The organism is Paenibacillus sp. (assembly GCF_031177825.1).
In the GTDB taxonomy this organism is placed as follows: domain Bacteria; phylum Bacillota; class Bacilli; order Paenibacillales; family YIM-B00363; genus Paenibacillus_AE.
On record NZ_JAPSKE010000002.1, the window covers coordinates 73,437 to 96,247 of the forward strand.

At 62.2% G+C, this 22,811-nt stretch carries 16 protein-coding genes; 1 reads left to right on the plus strand and 15 read right to left on the minus strand.

What is annotated here, in order from left to right; translation table 11 throughout:
• Positions 1-272: 272 nt before the first annotated feature.
• The 6 genes from gyrA to RIN49_RS02420 form a co-directional block, all read right to left on the minus strand.
• Positions 273-2,720 (minus strand): DNA gyrase subunit A, encoded by a 2,448-nt coding sequence (gyrA, locus tag RIN49_RS02395; RefSeq protein ID WP_309118573.1) that lies wholly within the window; start codon positions 2,718-2,720, stop codon positions 273-275.
• Between the two features lie 26 nt (positions 2,721-2,746).
• Positions 2,747-4,735 carry a DNA topoisomerase IV subunit B gene (gene parE, locus RIN49_RS02400; protein ID WP_309118574.1) on the minus strand — a complete coding sequence of 663 codons (1,989 nt, stop codon included), beginning with the start codon at positions 4,733-4,735 and terminating at the stop codon, positions 2,747-2,749.
• 46 nt (positions 4,736-4,781) lie between these two features.
• Positions 4,782-5,774, minus strand: a complete 993-nt coding sequence (locus tag RIN49_RS02405) for an ABC transporter permease (RefSeq protein WP_309118575.1) — start codon at positions 5,772-5,774, stop codon at positions 4,782-4,784.
• Entirely contained in the window at positions 5,767-6,699 is a 933-nt protein-coding gene (locus RIN49_RS02410) for an ABC transporter ATP-binding protein (protein ID WP_309118576.1), read from the minus strand. The genes RIN49_RS02405 and RIN49_RS02410 overlap by 8 nt, the downstream gene beginning before the upstream one ends.
• A 9-nt stretch (positions 6,700-6,708) precedes the next feature.
• Positions 6,709-7,488 carry a GDSL-type esterase/lipase family protein gene (locus tag RIN49_RS02415; RefSeq protein WP_309118577.1) on the minus strand — a complete coding sequence of 260 codons (780 nt, stop codon included), beginning with the start codon at positions 7,486-7,488 and terminating at the stop codon, positions 6,709-6,711.
• A gap of 86 nt (positions 7,489-7,574) precedes the next feature.
• Positions 7,575-8,171 (minus strand): DUF421 domain-containing protein, encoded by a 597-nt coding sequence (locus RIN49_RS02420; RefSeq protein WP_309118578.1) that lies wholly within the window; start codon positions 8,169-8,171, stop codon positions 7,575-7,577.
• A 117-nt stretch (positions 8,172-8,288) separates the two neighbouring features.
• Between RIN49_RS02420 and RIN49_RS02425 the strand changes: the two genes are divergently transcribed.
• A complete protein-coding gene (locus RIN49_RS02425) occupies positions 8,289-8,795 on the plus strand; it encodes a ferritin (RefSeq protein ID WP_309118579.1) in 507 nt (168 codons plus the stop codon).
• A 188-nt stretch (positions 8,796-8,983) separates the two neighbouring features.
• On the opposite strand, the gene RIN49_RS02430 is transcribed toward RIN49_RS02425, so the two are convergent.
• The 9 genes from RIN49_RS02430 to nth form a co-directional block, all read right to left on the minus strand.
• Positions 8,984-10,939, minus strand: coding sequence for a TRAP transporter permease (locus RIN49_RS02430; RefSeq protein ID WP_309118580.1), 1,956 nt, complete (start codon positions 10,937-10,939; stop codon positions 8,984-8,986).
• Entirely contained in the window at positions 10,932-11,462 is a 531-nt protein-coding gene (locus tag RIN49_RS02435) for a DUF1850 domain-containing protein (protein WP_309118581.1), read from the minus strand. Before RIN49_RS02435 ends, RIN49_RS02430 begins: the two co-directional genes overlap by 8 nt.
• 65 nt (positions 11,463-11,527) lie before the next feature.
• Complete coding sequence (locus tag RIN49_RS02440; RefSeq protein WP_309118582.1) at positions 11,528-12,493, minus strand: TAXI family TRAP transporter solute-binding subunit; 966 nt, start codon at positions 12,491-12,493, stop codon at positions 11,528-11,530.
• Between the two features lie 136 nt (positions 12,494-12,629).
• Complete coding sequence (locus RIN49_RS02445) at positions 12,630-13,805, minus strand: M24 family metallopeptidase (RefSeq protein WP_309118583.1); 1,176 nt, start codon at positions 13,803-13,805, stop codon at positions 12,630-12,632.
• Positions 13,806-13,911: 106 nt separating this feature from the next.
• On the minus strand, positions 13,912-15,774 hold the full coding sequence (locus RIN49_RS02450) for an ABC transporter ATP-binding protein (protein WP_309118584.1): 1,863 nt from the start codon (positions 15,772-15,774) through the stop codon (positions 13,912-13,914).
• Positions 15,771-17,555, minus strand: a complete 1,785-nt coding sequence (locus tag RIN49_RS02455) for an ABC transporter ATP-binding protein (protein WP_309118585.1) — start codon at positions 17,553-17,555, stop codon at positions 15,771-15,773. Before RIN49_RS02455 ends, RIN49_RS02450 begins: the two co-directional genes overlap by 4 nt.
• A gap of 193 nt (positions 17,556-17,748) precedes the next feature.
• The gene (locus tag RIN49_RS02460) at positions 17,749-21,465 is read right to left on the minus strand and encodes a dynamin family protein (RefSeq protein WP_309118586.1); all 3,717 of its coding nucleotides are present in this window, start codon (positions 21,463-21,465) and stop codon (positions 17,749-17,751) included.
• Between the two features lie 162 nt (positions 21,466-21,627).
• Positions 21,628-21,909 carry an NAD/NADP transhydrogenase alpha subunit gene (locus RIN49_RS02465; protein ID WP_309118587.1) on the minus strand — a complete coding sequence of 94 codons (282 nt, stop codon included), beginning with the start codon at positions 21,907-21,909 and terminating at the stop codon, positions 21,628-21,630.
• A gap of 46 nt (positions 21,910-21,955) precedes the next feature.
• Complete coding sequence (gene nth, locus RIN49_RS02470) at positions 21,956-22,633, minus strand: endonuclease III (protein WP_138193401.1); 678 nt, start codon at positions 22,631-22,633, stop codon at positions 21,956-21,958.
• Positions 22,634-22,811 lie beyond the last annotated feature (178 nt).

Here is a 22,811-nt window from a genome sequence, read left to right on the forward strand (position 1 = left end):
AAGTTTGTTTGCTTGCTTGCTAGCTCGTCTCCGCTCTCCCGCGTTCGCCGCCCCCCTCCGCACCGCCACGCCCAGCCGAACTGCGCCGCCGCTAATGCCACAATTGCGCTTAACTCTGCAAATAACGTCATATCTGACGCTATCGATCGCCCTGCCCCCCCGCCGAACCCCCTTCGCGCCCGGATGAAGCTACATGGCAGTCTCGTTCGGAGATGCCTAGACGAAACGAAAATCCCGCAGCCGACGCCGGCTGCGGGACTCGCCTTATCCGTTTATCCTTCGATCTTCAACGAAACCAACGCCACGACCTCGTCGCCCTTGTCCATCGAGACGACCGAGGAGCCGGTCGCGCGCAAATCGGCGATCGGCACCGACTCCGAAGAGAAGCCGCTCGTCTTGCCCGACTTCGTCACGGCGACGAAGCCGGCGGATTCGCGAACGTATACGGCGCAAACCAAGCCGTTGCCGTTCGGCTTCACGCGCTTGCCTTCCTTGAACTCGAACGTCGCGATGCCCTTCCCGCCGCGTCCCTGCAAATTGTAGTCCGCCAGGAGCGATCGCTTCGCATACCCAAGGTCGCTAAGCACGAGCACTTCGCCTTCGTCTCCTCGTACCGGCAGAGCCGCTACGACCTCGTCGCCTTCTCGCAGCGCGATGGCTCGGACGCCCGCCGCGACCCGGCCCATCGTATTCACTTCTTGTCCCGAGAAGCGGATACTCTGTCCCAGCTTCGTAACGACAAGAATGTCCGTCGAAGCCGGCGTGTCGAGCCATACGGCGATCACTTCGTCGCCGTCGCCGAGCTTGACGGCCGCGATCGCCGTCGTCCGGTTCGTCGCGTACTCCTTCAGCTCCGACCGTTTGATCTGACCTCGCTTCGTCGCGAAGAGAAGCGTGCGTCCGACCTCTTGCATGTCCTTCACCGGGATGGCCGCGACGACTCGATCTTCCTTCGCGATCGGCACGACGTTCACTAACGCCGTGCCGTTATCCTTCCACTTGTACTCCGGCACCGCGTGAACCGGGAGCACGAAGTATTGGCCCTTATCGGTGAACAGGAGCAGATTGTCGATCGTGTTCACTTCGAGCAGCTCGCGTACGAAGTCGCCTTCCTTCAAGCCCGTATTCTCGATCTCGCCGCCGGAACGCGTGAACGACAGCTTGCTCGTCCGCTTAATGTACCCTTCGTCGGAAAGCGTCACCAATACGTCCTCCGGCGTCACCATGACCTCGAGCGACACCTTCAGCTCTTCGATTTCGTCTTGGATTTCGGAACGGCGGTCGATGCCGAATTGCTCCCGAATCTCGAGCAGCTCCTTCTTGATAACGCCGAGCAGCTTCATCTCGCTGCCGAGGATGCCGCGAAGGTGCGCGATCAGCTTGCGAACGTCGTTGAGCTCTTTCTCGATCGAAGTAATCTCAAGATTCGTAAGTCGATATAATTGCAAGGTCAGGATCGCGTCCGATTGGCGTTCGGTAAAGCCGTATTCCGCGATTAAGTTGTTTTGCGCGTCTTGCCGGTTTTTCGAGCGGCGAATCGTGGCGACGACCTCGTCCAAAATATCGAGCGCCTTCGCGAGCCCCTCCAATACGTGTGCGCGGTCTTCCGCCTTCTCCAGATCGTGGCGGGAACGGCGCGTCACGACGTCTTTCTGATGCTCGACGTAAGCGACGAGCATCTCCTTCAGCCCCAGCTGCTTCGGCGTCTTGTTGACGATCGCGACCATGTTGAAGTTGTAAGCGATCTGAAGGTCCGTTTTCTTCAGCAAGTACGTTAAGATGCCTTGAGCGTCGGCGTCCTTCTTCAGCTCCACGACGATGCGGAGGCCATTGCGGCCGCTCTCGTCGCGCACTTCCGCGATGCCTTCGACCTTCTTCTCGATCCGAATCGTCTCCATGGCCGTCACGAGCTTCGACTTTACGACGCCGTACGGAATTTCCGTGATGACGATCTGCTGCTTCCCTCCGCGCAAATCCTCGATCGCCGTGCGGCTGCGGATGTAGACCCGGCCGCGTCCCGTGTTGTAGGCTTCGCGGATGCCGTCGGTGCCCATGACGGTTCCGCCGGTCGGGAAGTCCGGCCCGCGGACGATGCCCATGAGGTCCTCGACGGTCGCGAACGGATCCTCGATGACCTTAATGCAGGCGTCGATGACCTCGCGGAGGTTATGCGTCGGAATTTCGGTCGCGAAGCCCGCGGAGATGCCGCTGACGCCGTTGACGAGCAGGTTCGGGTACCGGGAAGGCAGCACCGCGGGCTCCTTCGTCGTGTTGTCGAAGTTGTCCCGGAACTGGACGGTGCGCTTCTCGATATCGCGCAGCAGCTCCAGCGCGATCTTCGACAGTCGCGCCTCCGTATATCGCATCGCGGCGGCCGGGTCGTCGTCCATCGATCCCCAGTTGCCGTGGCCGTCGATCAGCGGATGAGCCATCTTCCAAGGCTGGGCCATGCGCACCATCCCCTCGTAGATGGAGCTGTCGCCGTGCGGATGATAGTTGCCCATGACGTCGCCGACCGTCTTCGCGGATTTGCGGTACGGCTTGTCCGGCGTATTTCCGGCTTCGTACATCGCGTACAATATACGCCGTTGCACGGGCTTGAGCCCGTCGCGCACGTCGGGAATCGCGCGATCCTGAATAATATATTTCGAGTAGCGCCCGAATCGTTCGCCGACCACCTCTTCCATCACAACCGGCATAAATTGTTCCAACGTACCCATCGGCTATCACCCTGTCCTAAGCTGATCTATTCTTCATACTCCGTAAAGTCCACGTTTTCGATAATCCAACGCTTCCGCGGGTCGACCTTGTCGCCCATGAGCGTCGACACGCGCCGCTCCGCCTTCGCGGCGTCTTCGATCAACACCTTAAACAGCACGCGAGACTCGGGATCCATCGTCGTCTCCCAGAGCTGCTCCGGGTTCATCTCGCCGAGACCCTTGTAGCGCTGCAGCTCGATGTTTTTCCCGCCCATCTCCTTGGATACGGTGGCGAGCTCCTCGTCGGAGTAGACGTATTTCATCTTCGTTTCGCCGCGGCCGCCCTTCCGGGTTACCTTGTATAACGGCGGACGCGCGATATATACCATGCCCTCGTCGATCAACGGCTTCATGTACCGATAGAAGAACGTCAGCAGCAGCACTTGGATATGCGCGCCGTCCGTATCGGCATCGGTCATGATGATGATCTTGCCGTAATTCGCTTCCTCGGGTTCCACTTCGGAGCCGACGCCGGCGCCGATGGCGGCGATGATCATGCGATACTCTTCGTTCTTCATGATGTCGCCGAGCTTCGCTTTTTCCGGATTCATCGGCTTTCCGCGCAGCGGCAGGATCGCCTGATGGCGCGAGTCTCGCCCTTGCTTCGCGGAGCCGCCGGCGGAGTCGCCTTCGACGATGAACAGCTCGTTGCGCATCCGATCCTTCGATTGCGCGGGCGTCAGCTTGCCGCCGAAGTTGCTGCCTTCGCCCTTGCCCCTCTTGCCGCTTCGAACGTCCTCCCGCGCCTTCCTCGCCGCTTCCCGCGCTTTCGCCGCCTGCACCGCTTTCTTCACGAGCATCTGTCCGACCTGCGGATTTTCCTCGACGAACACCGCCAGCTTGTCCGCGACGATCGAGTCGACCGCGCCGCGCGCCGATGCGCTGCCGAGCTGATCCTTCGTCTGTCCGACGAATTCCACCTCGCCCATCTTCACGTTGATGACGCACATCATGCCCTCGCGAAGATCGTTGCCTTCGAGGTTCTTTTCCTTCTCCTTCAGCAATCCGGTTTTCCGGGCGTATTCGTTCATGATGCGCGTGTACGCCGTCTTAAAGCCGGTTTCGTGCGTACCGCCGCCCCGCGTCGGAATCGAGTTGACGAACGACGCGATCGTCTCGGTGTAGCCGTCGTTGTATTGGAACGCGACTTCGACTTCGATATCGTCTTTCTCGCCGGAAAAATGAATGCAATCGTGCAGCACGGTCTTATCTTCGTTCAAATAGCGCACGAACTCGCTCGCGCCGCCCGCGTACTCGTAAGTGACTTCATTGCCGGAGCGTTCGTCCTTCAGGTAAATCTTGAGGCCGGAGTTCAGGAACGCCAGCTCCTGCAGACGCTCGGACAACGTATCGTAGTTGATGGTCACGTTACCGTGGAACACGCGCGCGTCCGGCTTGAACGTAACCTTCGTGCCGGTCCGTCTCGTCGTCCCGACGACTTCGAGACCGGTGACGGGCTCCCCGACGTGTTCTTTGCCGTCCGGGTCGACCCAATATTCGAACCGCATCTTATGAATTTTCCCGTCGCGGTGGATCTCCACTTCGAGCCACTCGGACAGCGCGTTCGTCACCGATGCGCCGACGCCGTGCAGACCGCCGGATTTCTTGTATCCGCCGCCGCCGAACTTGCCTCCGGCATGAAGCACCGTATAGACGACTTGCGGCGTCGGCACGCCGGTCTTATGCATGCCGGTCGGAATGCCGCGGCCATTGTCTTCGACGGTGACCGAGTTGTTCTTATGGATCGTTACCGCGATCCGGTTCGCGAACTTCGCCAGATGCTCGTCCACCGCGTTGTCGACGATCTCCCAAATCAAGTGATGCAATCCGGACGTCGTCGTACTGCCGATGTACATCCCCGGCCGCTTCCGAACCGCGGTTAAGCCTTCCAGTACTTGTATATCGTCCGCGTCGTACCCCGTAGTCTCGGGCGACGTCTGAGGCGCGTCCGCGAACAGATCGATTTGATCGGCCATGCTGTTCCCCCTAACGATCTCGAAAGCAACACAATTCTGCCTTATTTTAGTTCAAAACGTCCCTTCTCGTAAACACTCCGAATGAAATGATCGCGGAGACGAGCGCGGTGACGGTCAGAACGGTCAGAGAAAACTGCAGCGTCATCCCCGGCACGGGCGGCATCTGGCCCGCCAAATACGTCGCCGTATTCAAGTTGACCATGAAAAAGTATTTCGCCTGCTCCCAGTTCGACGCCATGCTCGCGAGAATCGATCCCGCGATCAAGAGCGCCAGCATGATGCCCATTCCCGCGGCGGTGCTTCGTACGAGGACGGACACCATTAAGCTGAGCGCGGCGACGACCAAGCAGGAAAACCAGACGAGTCCGAGCACCATGAGCACATAGAGCCATTGCTCTACCGTATGCGCGTTCGTCGTGTCGATGCCCCCGGCCGTGACCGAGAAGCCGGTGAGCACCGGGACGCGCCAGCCGGCGTAACCGAACGCCGCGCCGGAGATCATGTACGACAGCAGCGCCGTCGCCAACACCGTCAACGTCACGTACACGACGAGCGCCGCGTATTTGCTGGCGAGCACCTTCCACCGTTTCACCGGACGGGTGAGCAGCAGCTTGATCGTCCCCTGCGCATGCTCGGAGGAGACGAGATCCGCCGCGATGACCATGACCATGAGCGGCAGGAATAAGCCGATAGCGTTTTCCGCGAATTGCTTCGTGAACGTTACGCCGCTGGGCGCATTCGGGTCGATATCGTGGTCGAGGTGGAATTGGAGCCGCTGCACCTCCACCCGAAGCGTCTGCTTCCACTCTTCCGGTATTCGCGCGCTGCCTAGACGGTTGTTGTAGTCGTTGATTTGCGTCTCCGCGCGAATCCGCCAATCGTCGGTGCCGCTCTGGGCGCGGAACGTATCCGCCGCCTTCCACTGCGCGTACGTAAAAATCGGTATAAGGACGGCCAATATGACGACGATGACGAAAAACCGCTTCTTTCGCCATACTTTCATCGTCTCGTTGCGAACGAGCGGCATTAGGCTAGTCAATGGCGTCCCCCTCCGTCAGCTCCAAAAACAAATCCTCGAGCGCCGGTTGACGGATCTCGATCCCGCGCACCTCGACGCCGGCGTCGAGCAGCCTCCGGTTCCACCGAGCCGCCGCCTCCCGCGCCATGCGCACCGACACCGTCCCGGCTTCGTCCAGTCTCGCCTCTCCGGCTTCGGATAACAACGCGAGCGCCCGATCCGCGGGCGACGCCGTCCATAGTACCGTCTCCGTCGAACGGGCGAGCAGCTTGTCCACGCGGTCGACGGCGAGCAGGCGGCCCTTGGATAAGATGCCGACGCGGTCGCACATGAGCTCGATCTCGCTCAGCAGATGGCTCGACACGAAGACGCTCACCCCTTGCTCCGCGAGGCCGCGGATGAACGCGCGCAGCTCCTTGATGCCTTGCGGGTCGAGCCCGTTCGTCGGCTCGTCCAGAATGAGCAGCTTCGGCCGTCCGAGCAGCGCCTGAGCGATGCCGAGACGCTGACGCATCCCGAGACTGTACGTTTTCACCTTGTCGTGAATCCGCGCATCCAAGCCGACGAGCGCGGCGACTTCGACGATTCTTTCCGCGCCGACGCCGGGAAGCATCGCCGCGAAATGTTCTAGGTTTTCCCAACCGGTCATGTACGGATACATTTCCGGGTTTTCCACGATGCACCCGACCTTCGCGAGCGCTTCGTCGTGCTCGCGCCGGATGTCCTTGCCGTCGTACAGCACTTGCCCTTCCGTCGGCCGAATCAGGTCGACCAACATCCGGATCGTCGTCGTCTTCCCCGATCCGTTCGGTCCGAGGAAGCCGAATACTTCCCCGCCGTATACGTCGAACGAGAGGCCCTGAATGATGTCCCTGCCGCCGATCCGCTTCTTCAGTCCGCGCACGGTCAATACCGGCGCCGCGTTCGCGTCCTTCCGTTCCGTCATGGCTGCCCCCTACTTCATCAGCTGCGCCAACCGCTCGGCGATTCTGGCGTATCCTTCGTCGTTCGGGTGATAGCGGTCCGATGAGAGAAACCGCCCGCCCCCGTGTTGAAACAGATCGAACGTCGGCACGAACGTCGCGTTCGGCAGCGGCGTAAGCGCTTCGAAGACGGCGGCGTTCCAAGCCTGGACCGCAAGCGACGTCCCCTCGATCTCCGCGTATTCGATGAACGGGTTATATAAGCCTATGTAGTAGATATGAGCCTTGGGGGTAATGTCCCTTATTGTAGCCAAAATTTCTCGAATATGCGCCTGCGTCTCCGGAATGTTCTCCTCGAACGCCTCGACGTCGATCTCGTCGCCGAGCCGCACGAGATCGTTCCCGCCGGCCGTCATCAGGACGATGTCCGCGCGGCGCAGCGCTTCCGCGATTCCCTCGCGGTCCTTCAAATCGGCCGTCACCTGCTCCGTCGTGTACCCGTTCACCGCGAAATTGCCCACGACATGCGCCGGGACGTCCGCCTGTTCTTCGAGCAGGGCGCGTAAGCGGCCGACATAGCCTTGCCCCGTCGAATCGCCGTAGCCGAACGTCAGCGAGTCGCCCAACGCGACGATCTCGAGGCTGTTCTCGCCTTCGAACGGCGCTTCTTCCCGCGCGTCGGCGACGGGGCGGATCAACCCGTGAGGAGCGACGACCGTCTTGACGGCGTATGCGAAGCCCGCGACGAACAGCAGCGTGAACGAAACGGAGACGGCGGCGATCGCCCTCCATAGCCATCTAGAACGTTGCATGCAGGGTTATCCCCCTTTTCCGTCGATGGGTTTACTTCAAGAGTAAGCAATTTATTGCCCTTAAGCAAATTTTGATCCGAAACGCGTCACTGCAGCTTCGGATCCACGCGCTTCGTATGGCCGTCCTCGAGCGTCTCTCGGAAGAGCGGGGGCGGCTCCGAACTGCCGTCCCGCGTCCGCACGGTTTCAAAGTAGGCGTCGAGCTCCTCGCGCAGCGTCGCTCGCGTCAACGGGCGATGCTCGGGCTTGGGCAGAATGCCGATTTGCCCGTTCGGCTCGAGCGTCGCGACCTCGATCTCCGCGAAGCTTCCGTATCCGGACTGGCGCAATCGCATCTCCAGTTGATCGACGGTGATGCGAAGGCGGCGCAGCTTCGCCTCGTCCAGCTTCCCGTTCACGACGACGGGCATCGACTTGCCGCCCAGCAATTTTTCCAGCCAAGGGAACCGAAGCTGCAGCCGTTCGACCGCGATCAACAACAGCACGATGATGAACGCGCTGCCGATCGTCTTCCAGAGGCTCTTATCGATGAACGGCTGGATGATGATGGAACCGATCGAGATCATGATGACCGTGGTCGGGATCGTCATCTGCGCGATCGACTTCCGGCCGACGAGGCGCAGCAGGACGAATCCGGTTAAAGTCATGAGCGCCGCCATCCAAATCCAATCCGTACCTTTCATGGCGAATTCCTCCTCTTCCTTCGTGATTGTTAATACGTTGCCCCGAACCTTACCGTTTTTTGCAAGACGGCGCCCGCATCGTGTACAATGATTACCAAAACCGGGGAGGCGAACCTCATGTTAAGCGATAACTTGCTGAAAGCGTTAAACGAGCAGATGAATTACGAGTTCTACTCTTCGCAGACATACTTGTCGATGGCGTCTTACTGCGCTGCGGAGAGCTTCGACGGGTTCGCGAATTTCTTCGAGGTGCAAGCCGAGGAAGAAAAGTTCCATGCCATGAAAATCTACAAATTTATCAATACGCTCGGGAAGCGCGCCGTCGTTACCGGCATGAAGGATCCCGTCAACGACTTCGATTCGATTCGCGACGCCTTCGAGAAGGGGTACGCGCACGAGAAAGAAGTGACGCGCCGCATCTACGGCCTGTCCGACATCGCGCTCAACGAGCGGGAGCACGCAACGATGCACTTCCTCAAGTGGTTCATCGACGAGCAGGTCGAGGAAGAAGCGCTCTTCGACAACATCGTGCACAAGCTGAAGCTGATCGAAAAGGATTCGAACGCGTTCCTCATGATGGACGCCGAATTCGCGAAGCGTTCGTTCACGCCGCCGACGGAGTAAGGCGCATACGGCCGCAACGCTACCGCGGGCGTTCATCCCTCGGTAGACGCGCGGGGCTAAAGCCGCCCTACTTAGCGAATTCGTCGGGAATGTACGCTGTAACGAGAAAACCTCCCCTTCATCCGCCGAAACCCGAAATATCGGGTTTGGCGGTGAATGAAAGGGAGGTTTTTTTCTTTAGGTCCCGCTTACATCTCTTGCGTCGCGTTCGAATGCCCGGGCTTGTTGCGAATGTCCGTCCATTGCATGAGCGCAATGACGAGCAGCGAGCCGATCCCGATCGAGTCCGTCAACCATCCGGGAACGATCAGCGACAGTCCGGCCGCCGCCGCCCATACGCGTTCCCACCAACGCAGCGGTCGAAACCAAAAGCCGATCATGCCCGCGCCGACGCCGAACATGCCGACCGTCGCCGTCAGGACGGCGATGAGCGTCTCGTACCAAGTCGCGTCGATCAGGAGGAGCTCCGGCGACAAAACGAACACGTACGGGATTAGAAACGCGGCGATCGCCAGCTTGCTCGATTCGATGCCCGTGCGAATCGGCCCGCCGCCGGCGATGCCGGCCGCCGCGAACGCGGCTAACGCGACCGGCGGCGTAATATCCGCCACGATCCCGAAGTAGAACGCGAACATATGCGCCGCGAGGATCGGCACGTCGAGCTGAACGAGCGCCGGCGCGGCGATCGTCGCCGTGATGATGTAGTTCGCCGTCGTCGGCGTACCCATGCCGAGCAGAATGGACGAAATCATCGTCAAAAATAAGGTCAGCAGCAGAATACCGCCGGACAGGTCGATCAGTCCGTTCGCGAACTTGAGCCCGAGGCCGGTCAGCGTAACGGTGCCGACGACCATGCCGGCCGCCGCGGTAGCGGCCACGACGCCGAGCGCCGAGCGCGCTCCGTCTCGCAGCGTCCGGAAGAAATCCGTGACCGTCAGCCGCGTATCCTTCCGAAAGAAGCTGACGGCGATCGACGACGCGATGCCGTACAGCGCCGCCCGGATCGGCGATGCGCCCATCATGAGCGAAACGATGATGACGACGATCGGGAGCAGCAAATACGACCGCTTCAGCACCTCCCATCGGTCCGGCATCTCCTCGTCGTTCAATCCGCGCAGCCCGACGCGGCGCGCCTCCAGATGCACCATGATCCAGATGCCCGCGAAGTACAGCGCGGCGGGGATCGCCGCGGCGAGCGCGATGCTCCAGTACTCGATGCCCGTGAATTCCGCCATGAGGAACGCCGCTGCGCCCATGATCGGCGGCATGATCTGCCCACCGGTGGACGAAGCCGCTTCCACCCCGCCGGCGAATTCCTTCCGATAGCCGAGCCGCTTCATCATCGGGATGGTGAACGCGCCGGACATGACGACGTTGGCGACGGAGCTTCCCGAAATCGTGCCTTGCAGAGCGCTAGAGAACACCGTCACCTTCGCCGGCCCCCCGACCCGTCGGCCCGCGATCGCCAGCGACAGATCGTTGAAATACGCGCCGACGCCGGTTCGCTCCAAGAACGCGCCGAATAATAGAAACAAGAAGATGAACTTGGCCGACACCTGCAGCGGCGTACCGAATACGCCTTCCGTCGTGAAAACCATTTGGCCGATGACGCGATCCCAGTCGTAGCCCCGATGTTGTAGAAATCCGGGTAGAAATCCGCCGAAGAGCGCATACAGCAGAAACAGCGAGGCGATGACGACGATCGGGACGCCGACGACGCGCCGCGCCGCTTCAAGCACGAGCAGTACGACGACGGCGCCGGCCGCGTAGTCGACGGCCGAGTAGTTGCCGATTCGGGAAACCAGTCCGTCGAAATGATACACCCAGTACGCCGCCGCCGCGACGGCCAGCATCGCGAGAGCGGCGTCGTAGAGAGGCAGCTTGCCGCGATCCCCCCGTTTCCCGGGCGGAAACAACAGGTAGATCGCTCCGAGCCCGAATGCGAGATGGATCGACAGATGCTGCTGCGCCGGAGGCGCCGGGAAAATCGAGAAAACCACTTGATAGATGGAAAAGGCTGCGAGCCACGCGCCGACGAACCACCCCTTCGCTCCGGCGAACCGTCGAACCCTGGATTCCGGGTCGTACTTCGCCAGCAGCTCGTTCTGGTCAGGCGCGGACGGAATGCTTTCGAAGTTACCCATGGGCCGCTCCTCCCGATGTTAATCTCCATACCTCCCAAACCGACACGCGTTTCGCTTCCAGCCGGATCCGGCGTCCGGGCTCGCTCCACTCGGCGTGCGGATACGTACGGCCGGCGACGGTCAGCTCGTGGTTCGCCACTTCCCGTCCGATCCGGAGCCGAAGGACACGGAAACGACGATCCATCCGATCGATGACGAACTTCCCGTCTTCCATCCGGAACCGCTCGCCCGGCTCCGGGGACGACGGATTGCCGATGCCGTAGGATTCGTATACGACTTGCTCCAGAACGAGCGAGCGATCCTTCCCGACCCGATACCTTTCGATCACCGGCGTGCGATGAACGGAATGAATAAAGCGGATCTCGAACGGATCGGCCGCCCGGACCGGCACGGCGAGCATAAGGCCGCCTTCCGGTTCGAGCGTCGCCGTCAGCGCGAGCCGCGTCGGCGCGAACAACGCCGCGCCGGCCAGGCCGACGGCGGCGACGAGCAAGGCGGCGATCCGCTTCCGGCGAATATTCATAAACAGCCTCCATTTCGAAAAAGAGAGGAGGCGCCGCCTCCCCTCCCTTCTCCTATGACCGGCGATTATTGAACGCCCGCTTCCTCGAAGTACTTCGCCGCGCCCGGGTGCACCGTCAGGCTTACGCCTTCCAGCGCCTTGTCTGGCGCGATCTCGGACGCCTTCGCGTGAACGGCGACCATCGCGTCCAAATTCTCGAACAACGCTTTCGTCAGCCGATACACGAGATCCTCGCTCAGCTCCGAGCGGACGACCAGCTGCGCCTTGACGGCAACCGTGTTCACCGTCTCGTCGAACCCTGCGTAGGTGCCGCCCTTCACCGTCTGCGACGCATAATATGGATACTTCTCGATGAGCGCGCCGATGTTCTCGTCGGTCATGCCGACGATGCGGACCCCCTTCGTGGCCGCGAGCTCGCTGACCGCCGACGTCGGCGTGCCCGCCGTGACGAACGCCGCGTCCAACGTGCCGTCTTGAATGTAGCTGGTCGAGTCGCCGAAGCCGAGGCGCTGCACCTGCCCGAGATCGTCCTCGCTCATGCCGTGAATTTCGAGAATTTGCCTGGCGTTCGCTTCGGTTCCGCTGCCCGGCTCGCCGATCGACACCTTCTTGCCCGCCAAATCCTCGACGCTTCGTATATCGCTGCCGGACGGAACGACGATCTGGATCGTCTCGTTATACAGCGAAGCGACGGCTTGCACGTTTTCGATCGCGCCGCCCTCTTCGAACATCATGACGCCCTTGGAAGCGTAGTCGGCGATGTCGCTTTGCACGAAGGCGAGGTCGACGTCGCCGTCCTTGATGAGCTGCATATTGACTACGGATGCGCCCGTGCTTTCCGCCGTCGCGTTGACGACTTCGTCCGTAAAGATTTGTGCCATGCCCCCGCCTAGCGGGTAGTATGTACCCGACGTGCCTCCGGTGGCGATGCTGATCGTTTCCGGGTCCCCGCTTCCGCTGCCGGAGCAAGCCGCCAACGCGCCAGCCAACGCTACGACAAGAGCGAAAAGCGATGTGCGAGTACGATTCATCGAATCATTCCCCTCTCAACCTTTTTACCAATGGTATTCGGGCGGAGGACAATTTATCAACGAATCTTATTCGATTTGCGTTTTCTAAACGGCTTATTCCCATTCAAATTCCTTATCATGTTAGTCCCCTGTCGGCTTACAGCTTCCATAGCCCTTCGCGGGAAATCGTCAGCTTCTCGAAGCCGTCCGGCGTGATGACGTAGGAATTCTCGATGCCGACGACGCCGCGGCCGGGATACGTGAACTTCGGCTCGATCGCGAGCACCATGCCGGGCTCGAGCGCCGTCCGGAAGCCCCGGGCGAGCACCGGCCATTCGTCGATTTCGAGGCCGATGCCGTGGCCGACGAACTTGACCGCGTCCGGACCGAAGCCCATGTAATGCTCGGCCAGCCCGAGCTCCGCCGCGAGCGACAGCGACAGCTCGTACAGCTCTTCGCAGATCGCGCCGGGCCGGAGCCGCTCTTCGATCGCCCGCAGTATCGTCTCCGACGCTTCGTACGCCGCGAGAAGGTCGGCCGGCAGCTCGCCGATGACCGCCGTGCGCGTCTGGTCGATGACGTAGCCGTCGACGTTGCAGCCGATATCGAGCAGGATCGGCTCGCCCGGCTCGATCCGACTCCAGCCCGCGCCCTTCGAGAACGCGGGATGCAATCCTTCGCCGCCCGCCGGACCGTCGAACGCCGACGGCTTCGCCACCGCGGCGCCGCTCGCCGCGATGCCCGTCACGAGCTCGGAGCCCGCCGCGCGCACGCGCATAAGGCCGAGATGGCCGCGGCGGCGCAGCGCGTATTCGATCTCGGCGAGCAGCTCGATCTCCCGCATGCCGGGGACGAGCTTCGGCACCGCCTCGGCGAGCGCTTCGTCGACGAGCTTCGCCGCGCGCCGAATGCAGCTCAGCTCCGCCTCGTCCTTCGCCATGCGCAGCGTGCGCACGATCGCCGCGCCGTTCGTCCAAGACGCCTGCGGGAGCGCCGACTTCAACCGCTCGAGTCCGTCCACGACGAGCGTGTCGAACGCGGCGGCGAGCGTGCAAGCGCCGGCGAGCGCCGGCGTATTCGCCGCGACGCGCTCCTTCCACGTCTTCAGACTGCCGAGCGGCTCGACCCGCGTCGACGTCGACTCCGCCGCCGCGCGCGCGACGCTGCGCCGCACATAGAAGACGGCCTCTCCCGCCGCCGGCACGACGAGAAACCCGCTTTGCATCGTGCCCGTCAAGTAAAAAATATCGATCGGGTGCGTCGCGACGAAGCCGTCGAGACGCTGCTCCCGGAGCATGCTTTGAAGCCTTTGGATGCGATCCTTCGAACTCATGCCTCTTCCCCTTTATGGTTGTTTTCGTTTGTCCCATTTTACCACTGCGCCCCCAAGACAAAAAGGGACCCGGCGCTTGCCGCGCCGGGTCCCGACTTCGCGGGAACTAACTGACTTCTTCCAAAAACCGATACTGCGCTTCGATCAGGCCGTAATAATAACCCTGCAGCCGCATGAGTTCGTCGTGATCGCCTTGCTCGACGATGCTTCCGTGATCGAGCACGACGATCTGGTCGGCGTTACGAATCGTGGACAGCCGATGCGCGATAATGAACGACGTCCGGCCATGCAGCAGCTTCTTCAGAGCTTCCTGAATCTTCGCTTCGGTTTCCGTATCGATGCTCGCCGTCGCCTCGTCGAGGATAAGCACTCTCGGGTCCGCGAGCAGCGCCCGCGCGAACGACAGCAGCTGCCGCTGCCCCATCGACAGCACGTTCCCGCGCTCTTCGACCTGGGTGTCGTACCCGTTCGGCAGGTTCACGATGAACTCGTGCGCTCCGACCGCCTTCGCGGCTTCTTCGATTTCCGCGTTCGTCGCGTCCAGCTTGCCGAAACGGATGTTATCCCGAATCGTGCCCGAGAAGATGAACGTATCCTGCAGCACGATGCCGACCTGGGAGCGCAAGCTTTGGATCGTGACGTCGCGAATGTCCGTGCCGTCGATCGCTACCCTCCCGCCGACCGGGTCGTAGAAGCGGCACAGCAGGTTAATGAACGTGCTCTTGCCGGAGCCGGTATGGCCGACGAGGGCGATCGTCTGCCCCGCTTTCACTTCCAAGCTGACGCCCTTCAGCGCCGGGCGGTTTTTCTCGTATTCGAACACGACGTCGCGGAACGAGATGTCGCCTTTGATCGATTGCAGCTCCTTCGCTTCCCGCTTCTCCGCGACCGTCGGTTCCTCGTCGATGAACTCGAAGATGCGTTCGGACGAAGCCATGGCGATGAGCAGCTGGGAATACATCTGGCCGAGCCGGTTGATCGGCTCCCAGAAGTTGCCGACGTACGTGGCGAACGCGAGCAGCATCCCGATCGACAGCTCGCCCTGCTGGATCAAATACGCGCCGTAGAAGAACAAGATGAACGAGCCGACGCCGGCCGTCACTTCGATCAACGGGTTGAACGCTTGGTTCATCAAGGACGCGAGATCCCACGCCTTCCGGTTGCTCGTGTTCATCGTGTCGAAGAACGCCATGTTATCCTTTTCCTGCGTGTACGCTTGCGTGACCTTAATGCCTTGAATGCTCTCGTTCAAGTGGGAGTTAATGCGCGACTGCTTCTGCCGCACATCCTGCCATACCCGTCGGATGCGCTTGCGCAGCGACGTCGAGAGCACGAACATGATCGGCACGGTGATCATGATCGCAAGGCCGAGCTTCACGTTCAATGTCAGCAGGATCGCGATGATGCCGACGAGCTGAACGCAGTCGATGAGCAGATTGACGACCCCGTTCGTGAACAGCTCCTGCAGCGAGTTGACGTCGTTCGTAATGCGCACCAGAATCGAGCCCGCGGGACGCTTGTCGAAGAACCGGAAGCTTAGCTTCTGAATATGTTTGAACAGATGGGCGCGCAGGTCGAAGATGACCCGCTGCCCGATAATGTTCGTGAACCGGATGCGGAAGAAGCCCGCCCCCCATTGCACGAGGAACAATCCGGCGATCGCCGCGCAATACGTCCACAGCGTCGCCGCGTTCTTGCCGCCTTCCGGCCCGACCTCGTCGATCGCATAGCCGAGCAGCAGCGGCACGAGCAGCTTCGTGATCGTTCCGAGCACCATCGCGACGATAATGACCGGCAGCAGCTGCTTCGCATAGGGTTTGATATACGCCGCCAATCGGGAAAATTGCGCCCAGTCGAACGGCTTCTCCATCACTTCGTCGTCTTGATAGACGAAGCGTTCCGCCTTCTTCCGCTCGGCGGCTTCGGCCGCTTGCGCCTGCGTTCGTTTCTCTTGCCGTTCGGTCGTCATCCGTGTGCCACTCCTCGTTGTTCCATCCGTGTCGCCGCGAGGTCGGGGTGATCGGAGTATTGGATGTTATACGTTTCGCGGTAACGTCCCGGCTGCGCCAGCAGCTCCTGGTGCGTTCCCCGCTGCACGATGCGCCCTTCGTCGAGCACGATGATTTCGTCCGCGTGCTTGAGCGAAGAGATCCGGTGCGCGACGATGAACGTCGTGCGCCCGTTCATCACTTGACGCAGTCCTTGCTGGATGACGTGCTCGGTCTCCATGTCGACGGCGCTCGTCGCGTCGTCGAGCAGCAGCACCTTCGGATTTTCCAAGATCGCGCGCGCGATCGCGATGCGCTGCTTCTGCCCGCCGGAGAGACCCATGCCGCGCTCCCCGACGATCGTGTCGTAGCCGAGCGGCAGCTCCATGATGAAGTCGTGCGCTTGCGCCAGCTTCGCCGCTTCGACGATGCGGTCCATCGGGATGTCCCGCTGGCCGTACGCGATGTTGTTGCGGATCGTCGAGGAGAACAGGAACGTCTCCTGGAAGACGATCGCGATCTGCTGACGCAGGCTTTCGAGCTCCAGCTCCTTGATATCTTTCCCGTCGAGCAGGATGCGGCCGTCTTTGACGTTGTACGCCCGCATCAGCAGCTGGAACACCGTCGACTTGCCGGAGCCGGTCGGGCCGAGCAGGCCGATGACGGAGCCCGGCTTCGCGTCGACGGAGAAGTCGACGAGCGCGGGAGCGTTTTCCGGATAGGCGAAGGTGACGTTTTCAAACCGGACGTGACCTTCGGAGCGAGCTTCGTCTACCCGAGCGGCGTTCGGGTTGTTCTTGACATGAATGTATTGATTCAAGATTTCCAGCACGCGTTCGCCGGACGCCTTCGACTGCGTATAGTTGTTGATGTGGAAGCCCAGTCCCCACATCGGACCGATAATGTACCAGATGAGCGAGAAGAACGCGAGCAGCTCGCCGGTCGTCATCTCGCCCCGCAGGACGAACGTGCCTCCGGTCGCCAGCAGGATGACGATGCTCAGGTTCGCGAACACTTCCATGACCGGGAAATAGCGCGCCCAGATGAACGCGGAGCCGGTCAGGTTTTCGCGGAACTGATCGTTGCGCACCGAGAACTTCTCGACCTCGTGCGCTTCGCGCGCGAACGACTTGACCGTGCGGACGCCCGTAATGTTTTCCTGCACCGCCGTCGTCAGATCGCTCATGGACTTGCGGATTTCCCGGAACGCCGGGTGAATCTTCGACTCGAACCGGAACGCCGTAAACACGAGGAAGGGCATCGTCGCGAGCGTGATCAGCATCAGCTTCCAGTTCAACGCCGCCATCATGGCCGAGCCGAAGCCGACCATCAGGAAGACGTTCAAAAATTGAGGGAAACCGAAGCCGATGAATTGCCGGATGCCGTCGAGGTCGCCCGTGAGCCTCGACATCAGGTCGCCCGTCCGCGCCTTGTCGTAATATTGGAACGATAAGTACTGAAGCTTCTCGTACAATGATTTTCTGAGATTGTAGGCGACTTGGTTGCCGAGTCTGCCGCCCGCGAGGCCGTGCAGGAACTGAAATCCCGCCTTGATCGCGACGACGACAAGCACGGTAGAGGCAACGAACGGCACTTGACCGTAGTTCCCCTTCATGATGATCTCATCGACCAGATGCTTCAGCATGTAAGGGTACACTAGACCAAGCGCCGTCGAAACCGCCAAACAGAGAATCGATGCGAAAATGAGATACTTCAACTTCCCGGGCCAATAAAAACTTCGGAGCTGTTTAAATACTTCCATGCCGGTTCCCCTCTCGCTCGCTTTGTCGCGCGAGCTTTTCCCTATCGGTTTTGTAATCTTAATGCAGTGTAGCACCGTAGGAGGGAACATTCAAAAAGGGGAAATCGGCATAAATCAGGTTATTTTCCCTTATTTCCACGAAATGTTCACACAATGGGAATCATTCATTGAAATCTTCGGTTTTCAAGCGACATTACTGCCCCTTGCGCGAAGTCGCGTCGAAGGCGTCCCGAAGCGATTGCAAACGCGTCCATGTCCGCTCCGCGTCCGCCGGGTCGAGCGGCCGCTCCCAAGCGGCTCGCGCGCTTTCGAACGATTGCGCCAGCGCCGATTCGAGCTTGTTCTCGATCTCCCCGCCGACGCGTCGCAGCTCGTCTTCCATCCACGACGCGAACGTCGCGCCCAACCGGTCGACCGCTTCGCTCACGCCCGGCTGCCAACGCTTCTCGAGCGCTTCTCGGAGCGCCTTCCGTCCTTCGCCCGCGAAGAAATGCTTCGCGCTCCGGTATTGCGACGACAGCAGCTTCGCGTCGGGCGCCTCTCCTTCCCAGACCGCTTCGATCTCGGGCGTACGGAATTCCGGCGCTTCCCATGCCGGAGGCTCGTACGCTTCGGCGACCCGGGCGATCCGCTCGTTGCAGCGGCCGACGGACGCCTCGATCGCTTGCTTCAGGAACCGCTCGAGCCGCAGCGACACCGCGAGCGCCTCGTTGACCAGCTCCGTCTGCAGGTACTGTACGAGATCGCGCCAAGCGAAGGCGAGCGACGTCTTGACGTCGCCGCGGTCCTCGCGCAGCGTCGAAGGGTTGAACGACGCCGCGTACCATTCTCCGAACCGGTGCTGGAACCGCTGCTTCACGTAATACAGCTGCTCGCCCGCTTCCTTGGCGACCTCGGCGCGGATCGCGTCCAGGTCGAACGCGCGCGCCGTCTCCCGCGCCTGCGACTCGCTCGCCGCGAGCCGCTCCATCGCCTGGCGTCGCTCCGTCTCGCCCGCTCTGGCGCCCTGCAGCGCCGTCGCCGCGAGATGCGCCGCTCGGGACAGCTCCGCCCCCGCGGCGCGGTAGGCGAGCCCCGCCAGCTCCGTCGACGCGAACCGGTCGAACCGGTCTTCGAACGCGACGATGCCGGACATGGCCGCCGCGTTCTCGTCGCCGGCTCGCTTCGCTTCGAGCGCCTGCAGCGAGGAGACGGGGAACAGCCGCGGATGGCGCACGCCGAAGGCGGCGAGGTTTTGCTTGACGTGCTCGAGCACGTCCTGCAGCTCCGCCTCGCTCGAGGCGAGGTCGGCGGCGTTGACGACGAAGAACATCTTATCGAGCTCGAACGCGTCCTTCACGCGGCCGAGCTGTTCGAGGAACTGCCGGTCCGCGCGGGAGAACGCGTGGTTATAGTACGTCACGAAGAAGATCGCGTCGGCGTTCTTCATGTAGTTGAACGCGACGCCCGTATGGCGCGCGTTGATCGAGTCGGCCCCCGGCGTGTCGACGAGCGTGACGCCTTGGCGCGCGAGCGCCGAGTCGAAGTGGAGCTCGATCCGTTCGACGAACGCCGACTTGCGCTCCTCCGCCACGTAAGCGCGGAAGCGCTCGCGATCGGCGCGCACGTCCGTGCCGAGCAGCGGCTCGGCATCGCTCCAGCCGCTCGCGACGGCGCGCAGGAACGCGAGGTGCGGCTTGCCGCCGGGCGGCACGTCGTCGACGCGCTTCTCGAGCGCCGCAAGCCGCTTCGGCAGCTCGGCGATCTCGAGGGCGCCGGAAGGCGTCGCGACGCCGAGCGCGTCGAGCGAATGCTTGACGCCGTCCAGCACCGCCTCGCGCGTCTTCATCGTGACGCGCGCCGTGTTGTGCGGCCAATCCGGCGTCGGCGGCACGACCGTGTTGATCGCGGCCGTCGTCGGATTCGGCGACACCGGCAGCGCCGCGTCGCCGAGCAGCGCGTTGGCGAACGACGACTTGCCCGCGCTGAACGCGCCGAACAGCGCCGCCGTAAAGCGGCGGTCCCGGAGGCGCTGCGCCTTCTCCCGCAGCGCCTCCGCCGCGCCGGCGAGCGCCGGCAGCTTCGCCGCGAGGGCGCTCGCCTCCTCGAGGAGGGCGGCCCCCTCCGCGAAGCGCGCGCGCAGCTCGGCGCGAGGCGGCGCGGCCGTAGCGACGCCGCCGGCCGTATCGCGGGGCTGCCCGTGGCCGGACGCCGCCTGCGACAAGTTCAGCGCGGCGGCCTTGGACGGCGCCAGCGGATGCGCGTAGGCGCCGTCCGCCGCGGCTTCGGGCGCCGCGTTGGGCAGCTTGCGCGCGTCGGGCAGCGTCGCCCCCGCGCGCGCCGTCTCGGCGGCCGTCGGCAGCAGCGCGAGCAGGCGCGCCCGCGCGGCCGCCTCCTCGGCGTCCAACGCCTCGAGCGCGCGCCGGTGCGACAGCGCCGCCTCGAGCGCCGCCGCCTCCGCGGCGAGCGCCGCGCCGTCCTGCGCGTACATCGCTTCGGCCGCGTCCGCGAGCCGCTCGGCGGCGGCGACCGCCGCGCGCCTTGCCGTCAGCCGCGCCTCGGCGGCGATCTCCTTCGCATAGTTGAGCGTGTACTCGCCGGAAGCGACGGCGCCGGGGCGGACCATGGCGATCAGCCATTCGGGCGTCACCTCGACGTCCACCGTCTCGACGGCCGCGGTCACCTCGGCATCGCCGAGGCCCAGCTCGAGTCCGGCCTTGCGGACGGCGTCGCGGACGTGCCAGACGAGCCGCGCCTTCACATGCTCCGCGAACTCCGCGCGGAACGCCTCGAGCCGCCGGCGCCGTTCCTCCTCCGTCTTCGCGGCGGCGAACAGCAGCCCGACCCGGAAGCCCGGCTGCCGGCTCTCCAGGAACGCGAGCGCCGCGTCCCGCGTCGTCGCCGGCGTAATGTTCGCGTTGTCCGCGATCGACGTCGCTTCCGCGCGCAGCCGGTCCGTCAATCGCTCCCGAACGGACGACCGCGCTTCGAGCTCGGCCCGCAGCGTCTCGTACCGCTCGGCGGCGTCCCGATCCTCGCCGGCCGCGAGCCGCTCCAGCTCGGCGCGGCGTTCCTCCTGGCGCGACCGGACCGCGCGAACGCCTTCCTCCGCGAGCTCCGTCCCCGCGGCCGCGAGACCGGCGAGCGCCAACTCGGGACCGCCCTCGACCAAGGCGCCGAGCAGCGCGCGAAGTCGGTTCGTCTCGTTCTTCGGGTGATCCGGCGCCATCAGCGTCGTATAGAGGCATGCCGCCGGCTTCACGCCCCAGGAACGGAACGCGTTCTCGACGCCCTCCTGGAACGACGCGAACGGCACCTCCTCCTCGCGATGCTTGTCGATCTGGTTCACGACGAGCACGAGCGGCTTGCCCATCTCGGACAACCGCTTCGCGAAGTCCATATTCATCTCGGACAAGACATGGTTGTAGTCCATCACGTAGAACACGACGTCCGCGAGATGCAGCGCCGATTCCGTCGACTGCCGGTGCAGATCGTCGGTCGAGTCGACGCCGGGCGTATCGAGCAGCACGCCCCCGTCCCCGAGCATCGGGATCGGATGCCGCAGCTCGACCGACCGCACCTCCTCGCCGGCTTTCGCGTATTGGGACGCCTCCTCGATTTTGACTCGCGCCTCGCGCCCGTCCCGATACCGAAGCACCGCCTCGGACGTCTCGCCGCCGCGAATCGCCACGATATTGGCGCTCGTCGGAATCGGGCTCGACGGCAGCAGCCGCGCGCCGCATAGATGGTTGATCAGACTCGACTTCCCCGCGGAAAAATGCCCGCAAAACGCAAAATAAATCTCGCTCTTTCTCCCCTTCGCCGCGAGCGCGTCGGCCTTCTCCGCCAGCGCCGCGTCTCCCTGCTCCCGAAGGGCGCTTCCGAGCGCCTCTAGCTCTTCGATCACTCGGTTTCTCTTCTCCGCGATCATGCTTCGTGTCTCTCCTAACCCGATACCGTTCTGTATACGTGCAACTCTGTCATTATACAACAATCCCCCGCGCCCTGTAACCGCGCCTTCGCGAACGAAAAAAGACGCCCGTCCCGGGCGAAAAGCCGGGACGGGCGTCGACGCGACTCGCATCTACCGAAGTTAGACCGAGGTGACTTTCAAATCATGTTCTTCCGGGACCAAAATCTCGAACACTTCGCCATGCTGAAGAATCGTAATGTCGCGTTCCTTCTCCTTCATGACGACGACGTCGCGCTTCGCCCGCATGCGGTCGATGTAATGCTCCGGCACCGCGCCGGACTCGGTCACCGTCACCCCTTCGACGACGGTCTCTTCGTCTTCCTTCAGCTTCGTGCTAAGCACTTTATCGTAAATATCCGAAAATTGCTCGAAATTCTTCGTGTATACGGAAATGCATTTCATATGTTTCTCTCACCCTTCTGCTTCTCCGACGCGCGTCTACTCGGCGTCATGCTTCTATATGTTTTACAGTCTTTCTAGTTTTCGGCGTTTTCATACGTTTCTTCCCTTCGCGGCACAAGGAAAGCAGCGGACAGCCCTCGCATTTCGGCTGCTGCGCCTTGCAGTGATACCTCCCCAGGAAGATGAGCCGATGGTGCGTCGCGGTCCATTCGTCCTTCGGCACCTTGCTCATCAGCTTCTTCTCGACCTCGAGCACCGAATCGTCCCAGCCCGCGATGCCGAGCCGCTTCGACACCCGCTCCACGTGCGTGTCCACGGCGATCGCCGGCACCCCGAAGGCGGTCGAGACGACGACGTTCGCCGTCTTCCTTCCGACGCCGGGCAGCTTCACGAGCTCCTCGTGCGCCTCCGGAATGTCGCCGCCGTATTCGTCGAGGAGCAGCCTGCAGAGCGATCGGATATGCTTCGCCTTGTTCCGGTACAGCCCGATCCGCTTAATGTCGTTCTCGAGCTCCTCCAGCGATACGGCCAAGTAATCCTCCGGCGTCCGGTACTTCCGAAACAAGTCGGCCGTCACCTTGTTGACCGTCTCGTCCGTGCACTGCGCGGAGAGCAGCACCGCGATCGTCAATTCGAACGGATTCGAATGCACGAGCTCGCAGTGCGCGTCCGGGAACATACCGGCGACGATGTCGAGCGCCTCGCGAACCTGCGCTTTGTTCATCCGTTCGTCCTCCTTCTCGCGTATGTATCCTCGAAATTCGTCGTTTTTTCGTAGCGTACTCTAGTGTAGCGAACCGCCCAACGTTTTTCAATGGGAAAAGGGGGCGTTTCGACGTCACATTGCGAACTTTTTTGGACAAAAAACGAGGGCGAGACGTCTCGTCCCGCCCCGGAGGCTT

Coding starts and splice junctions, on each gene's coding strand:
- gyrA (WP_309118573.1), bottom strand. CDS start 2,720: ATGGGTACGTTGGAACAATTTATGCCGGTTGTGATGGAAGAGGTGGTC.
- parE (WP_309118574.1), bottom strand. CDS start 4,735: ATGGCCGATCAAATCGATCTGTTCGCGGACGCGCCTCAGACGTCGCCC.
- RIN49_RS02410 (WP_309118576.1), bottom strand. CDS start 6,699: ATGACGGAACGGAAGGACGCGAACGCGGCGCCGGTATTGACCGTGCGC.
- RIN49_RS02415 (WP_309118577.1), bottom strand. CDS start 7,488: ATGCAACGTTCTAGATGGCTATGGAGGGCGATCGCCGCCGTCTCCGTT.
- RIN49_RS02420 (WP_309118578.1), bottom strand. CDS start 8,171: ATGAAAGGTACGGATTGGATTTGGATGGCGGCGCTCATGACTTTAACC.
- RIN49_RS02425 (WP_309118579.1), top strand. CDS start 8,289: ATGTTAAGCGATAACTTGCTGAAAGCGTTAAACGAGCAGATGAATTAC.
- RIN49_RS02430 (WP_309118580.1), bottom strand. CDS start 10,939: ATGGGTAACTTCGAAAGCATTCCGTCCGCGCCTGACCAGAACGAGCTG.
- RIN49_RS02435 (WP_309118581.1), bottom strand. CDS start 11,462: ATGAATATTCGCCGGAAGCGGATCGCCGCCTTGCTCGTCGCCGCCGTC.
- RIN49_RS02440 (WP_309118582.1), bottom strand. CDS start 12,493: ATGAATCGTACTCGCACATCGCTTTTCGCTCTTGTCGTAGCGTTGGCT.
- RIN49_RS02445 (WP_309118583.1), bottom strand. CDS start 13,805: ATGAGTTCGAAGGATCGCATCCAAAGGCTTCAAAGCATGCTCCGGGAG.
- RIN49_RS02450 (WP_309118584.1), bottom strand. CDS start 15,774: ATGACGACCGAACGGCAAGAGAAACGAACGCAGGCGCAAGCGGCCGAA.
- RIN49_RS02455 (WP_309118585.1), bottom strand. CDS start 17,555: ATGGAAGTATTTAAACAGCTCCGAAGTTTTTATTGGCCCGGGAAGTTG.
- RIN49_RS02460 (WP_309118586.1), bottom strand. CDS start 21,465: ATGATCGCGGAGAAGAGAAACCGAGTGATCGAAGAGCTAGAGGCGCTC.
- RIN49_RS02465 (WP_309118587.1), bottom strand. CDS start 21,909: ATGAAATGCATTTCCGTATACACGAAGAATTTCGAGCAATTTTCGGAT.
- nth (WP_138193401.1), bottom strand. CDS start 22,633: ATGAACAAAGCGCAGGTTCGCGAGGCGCTCGACATCGTCGCCGGTATG.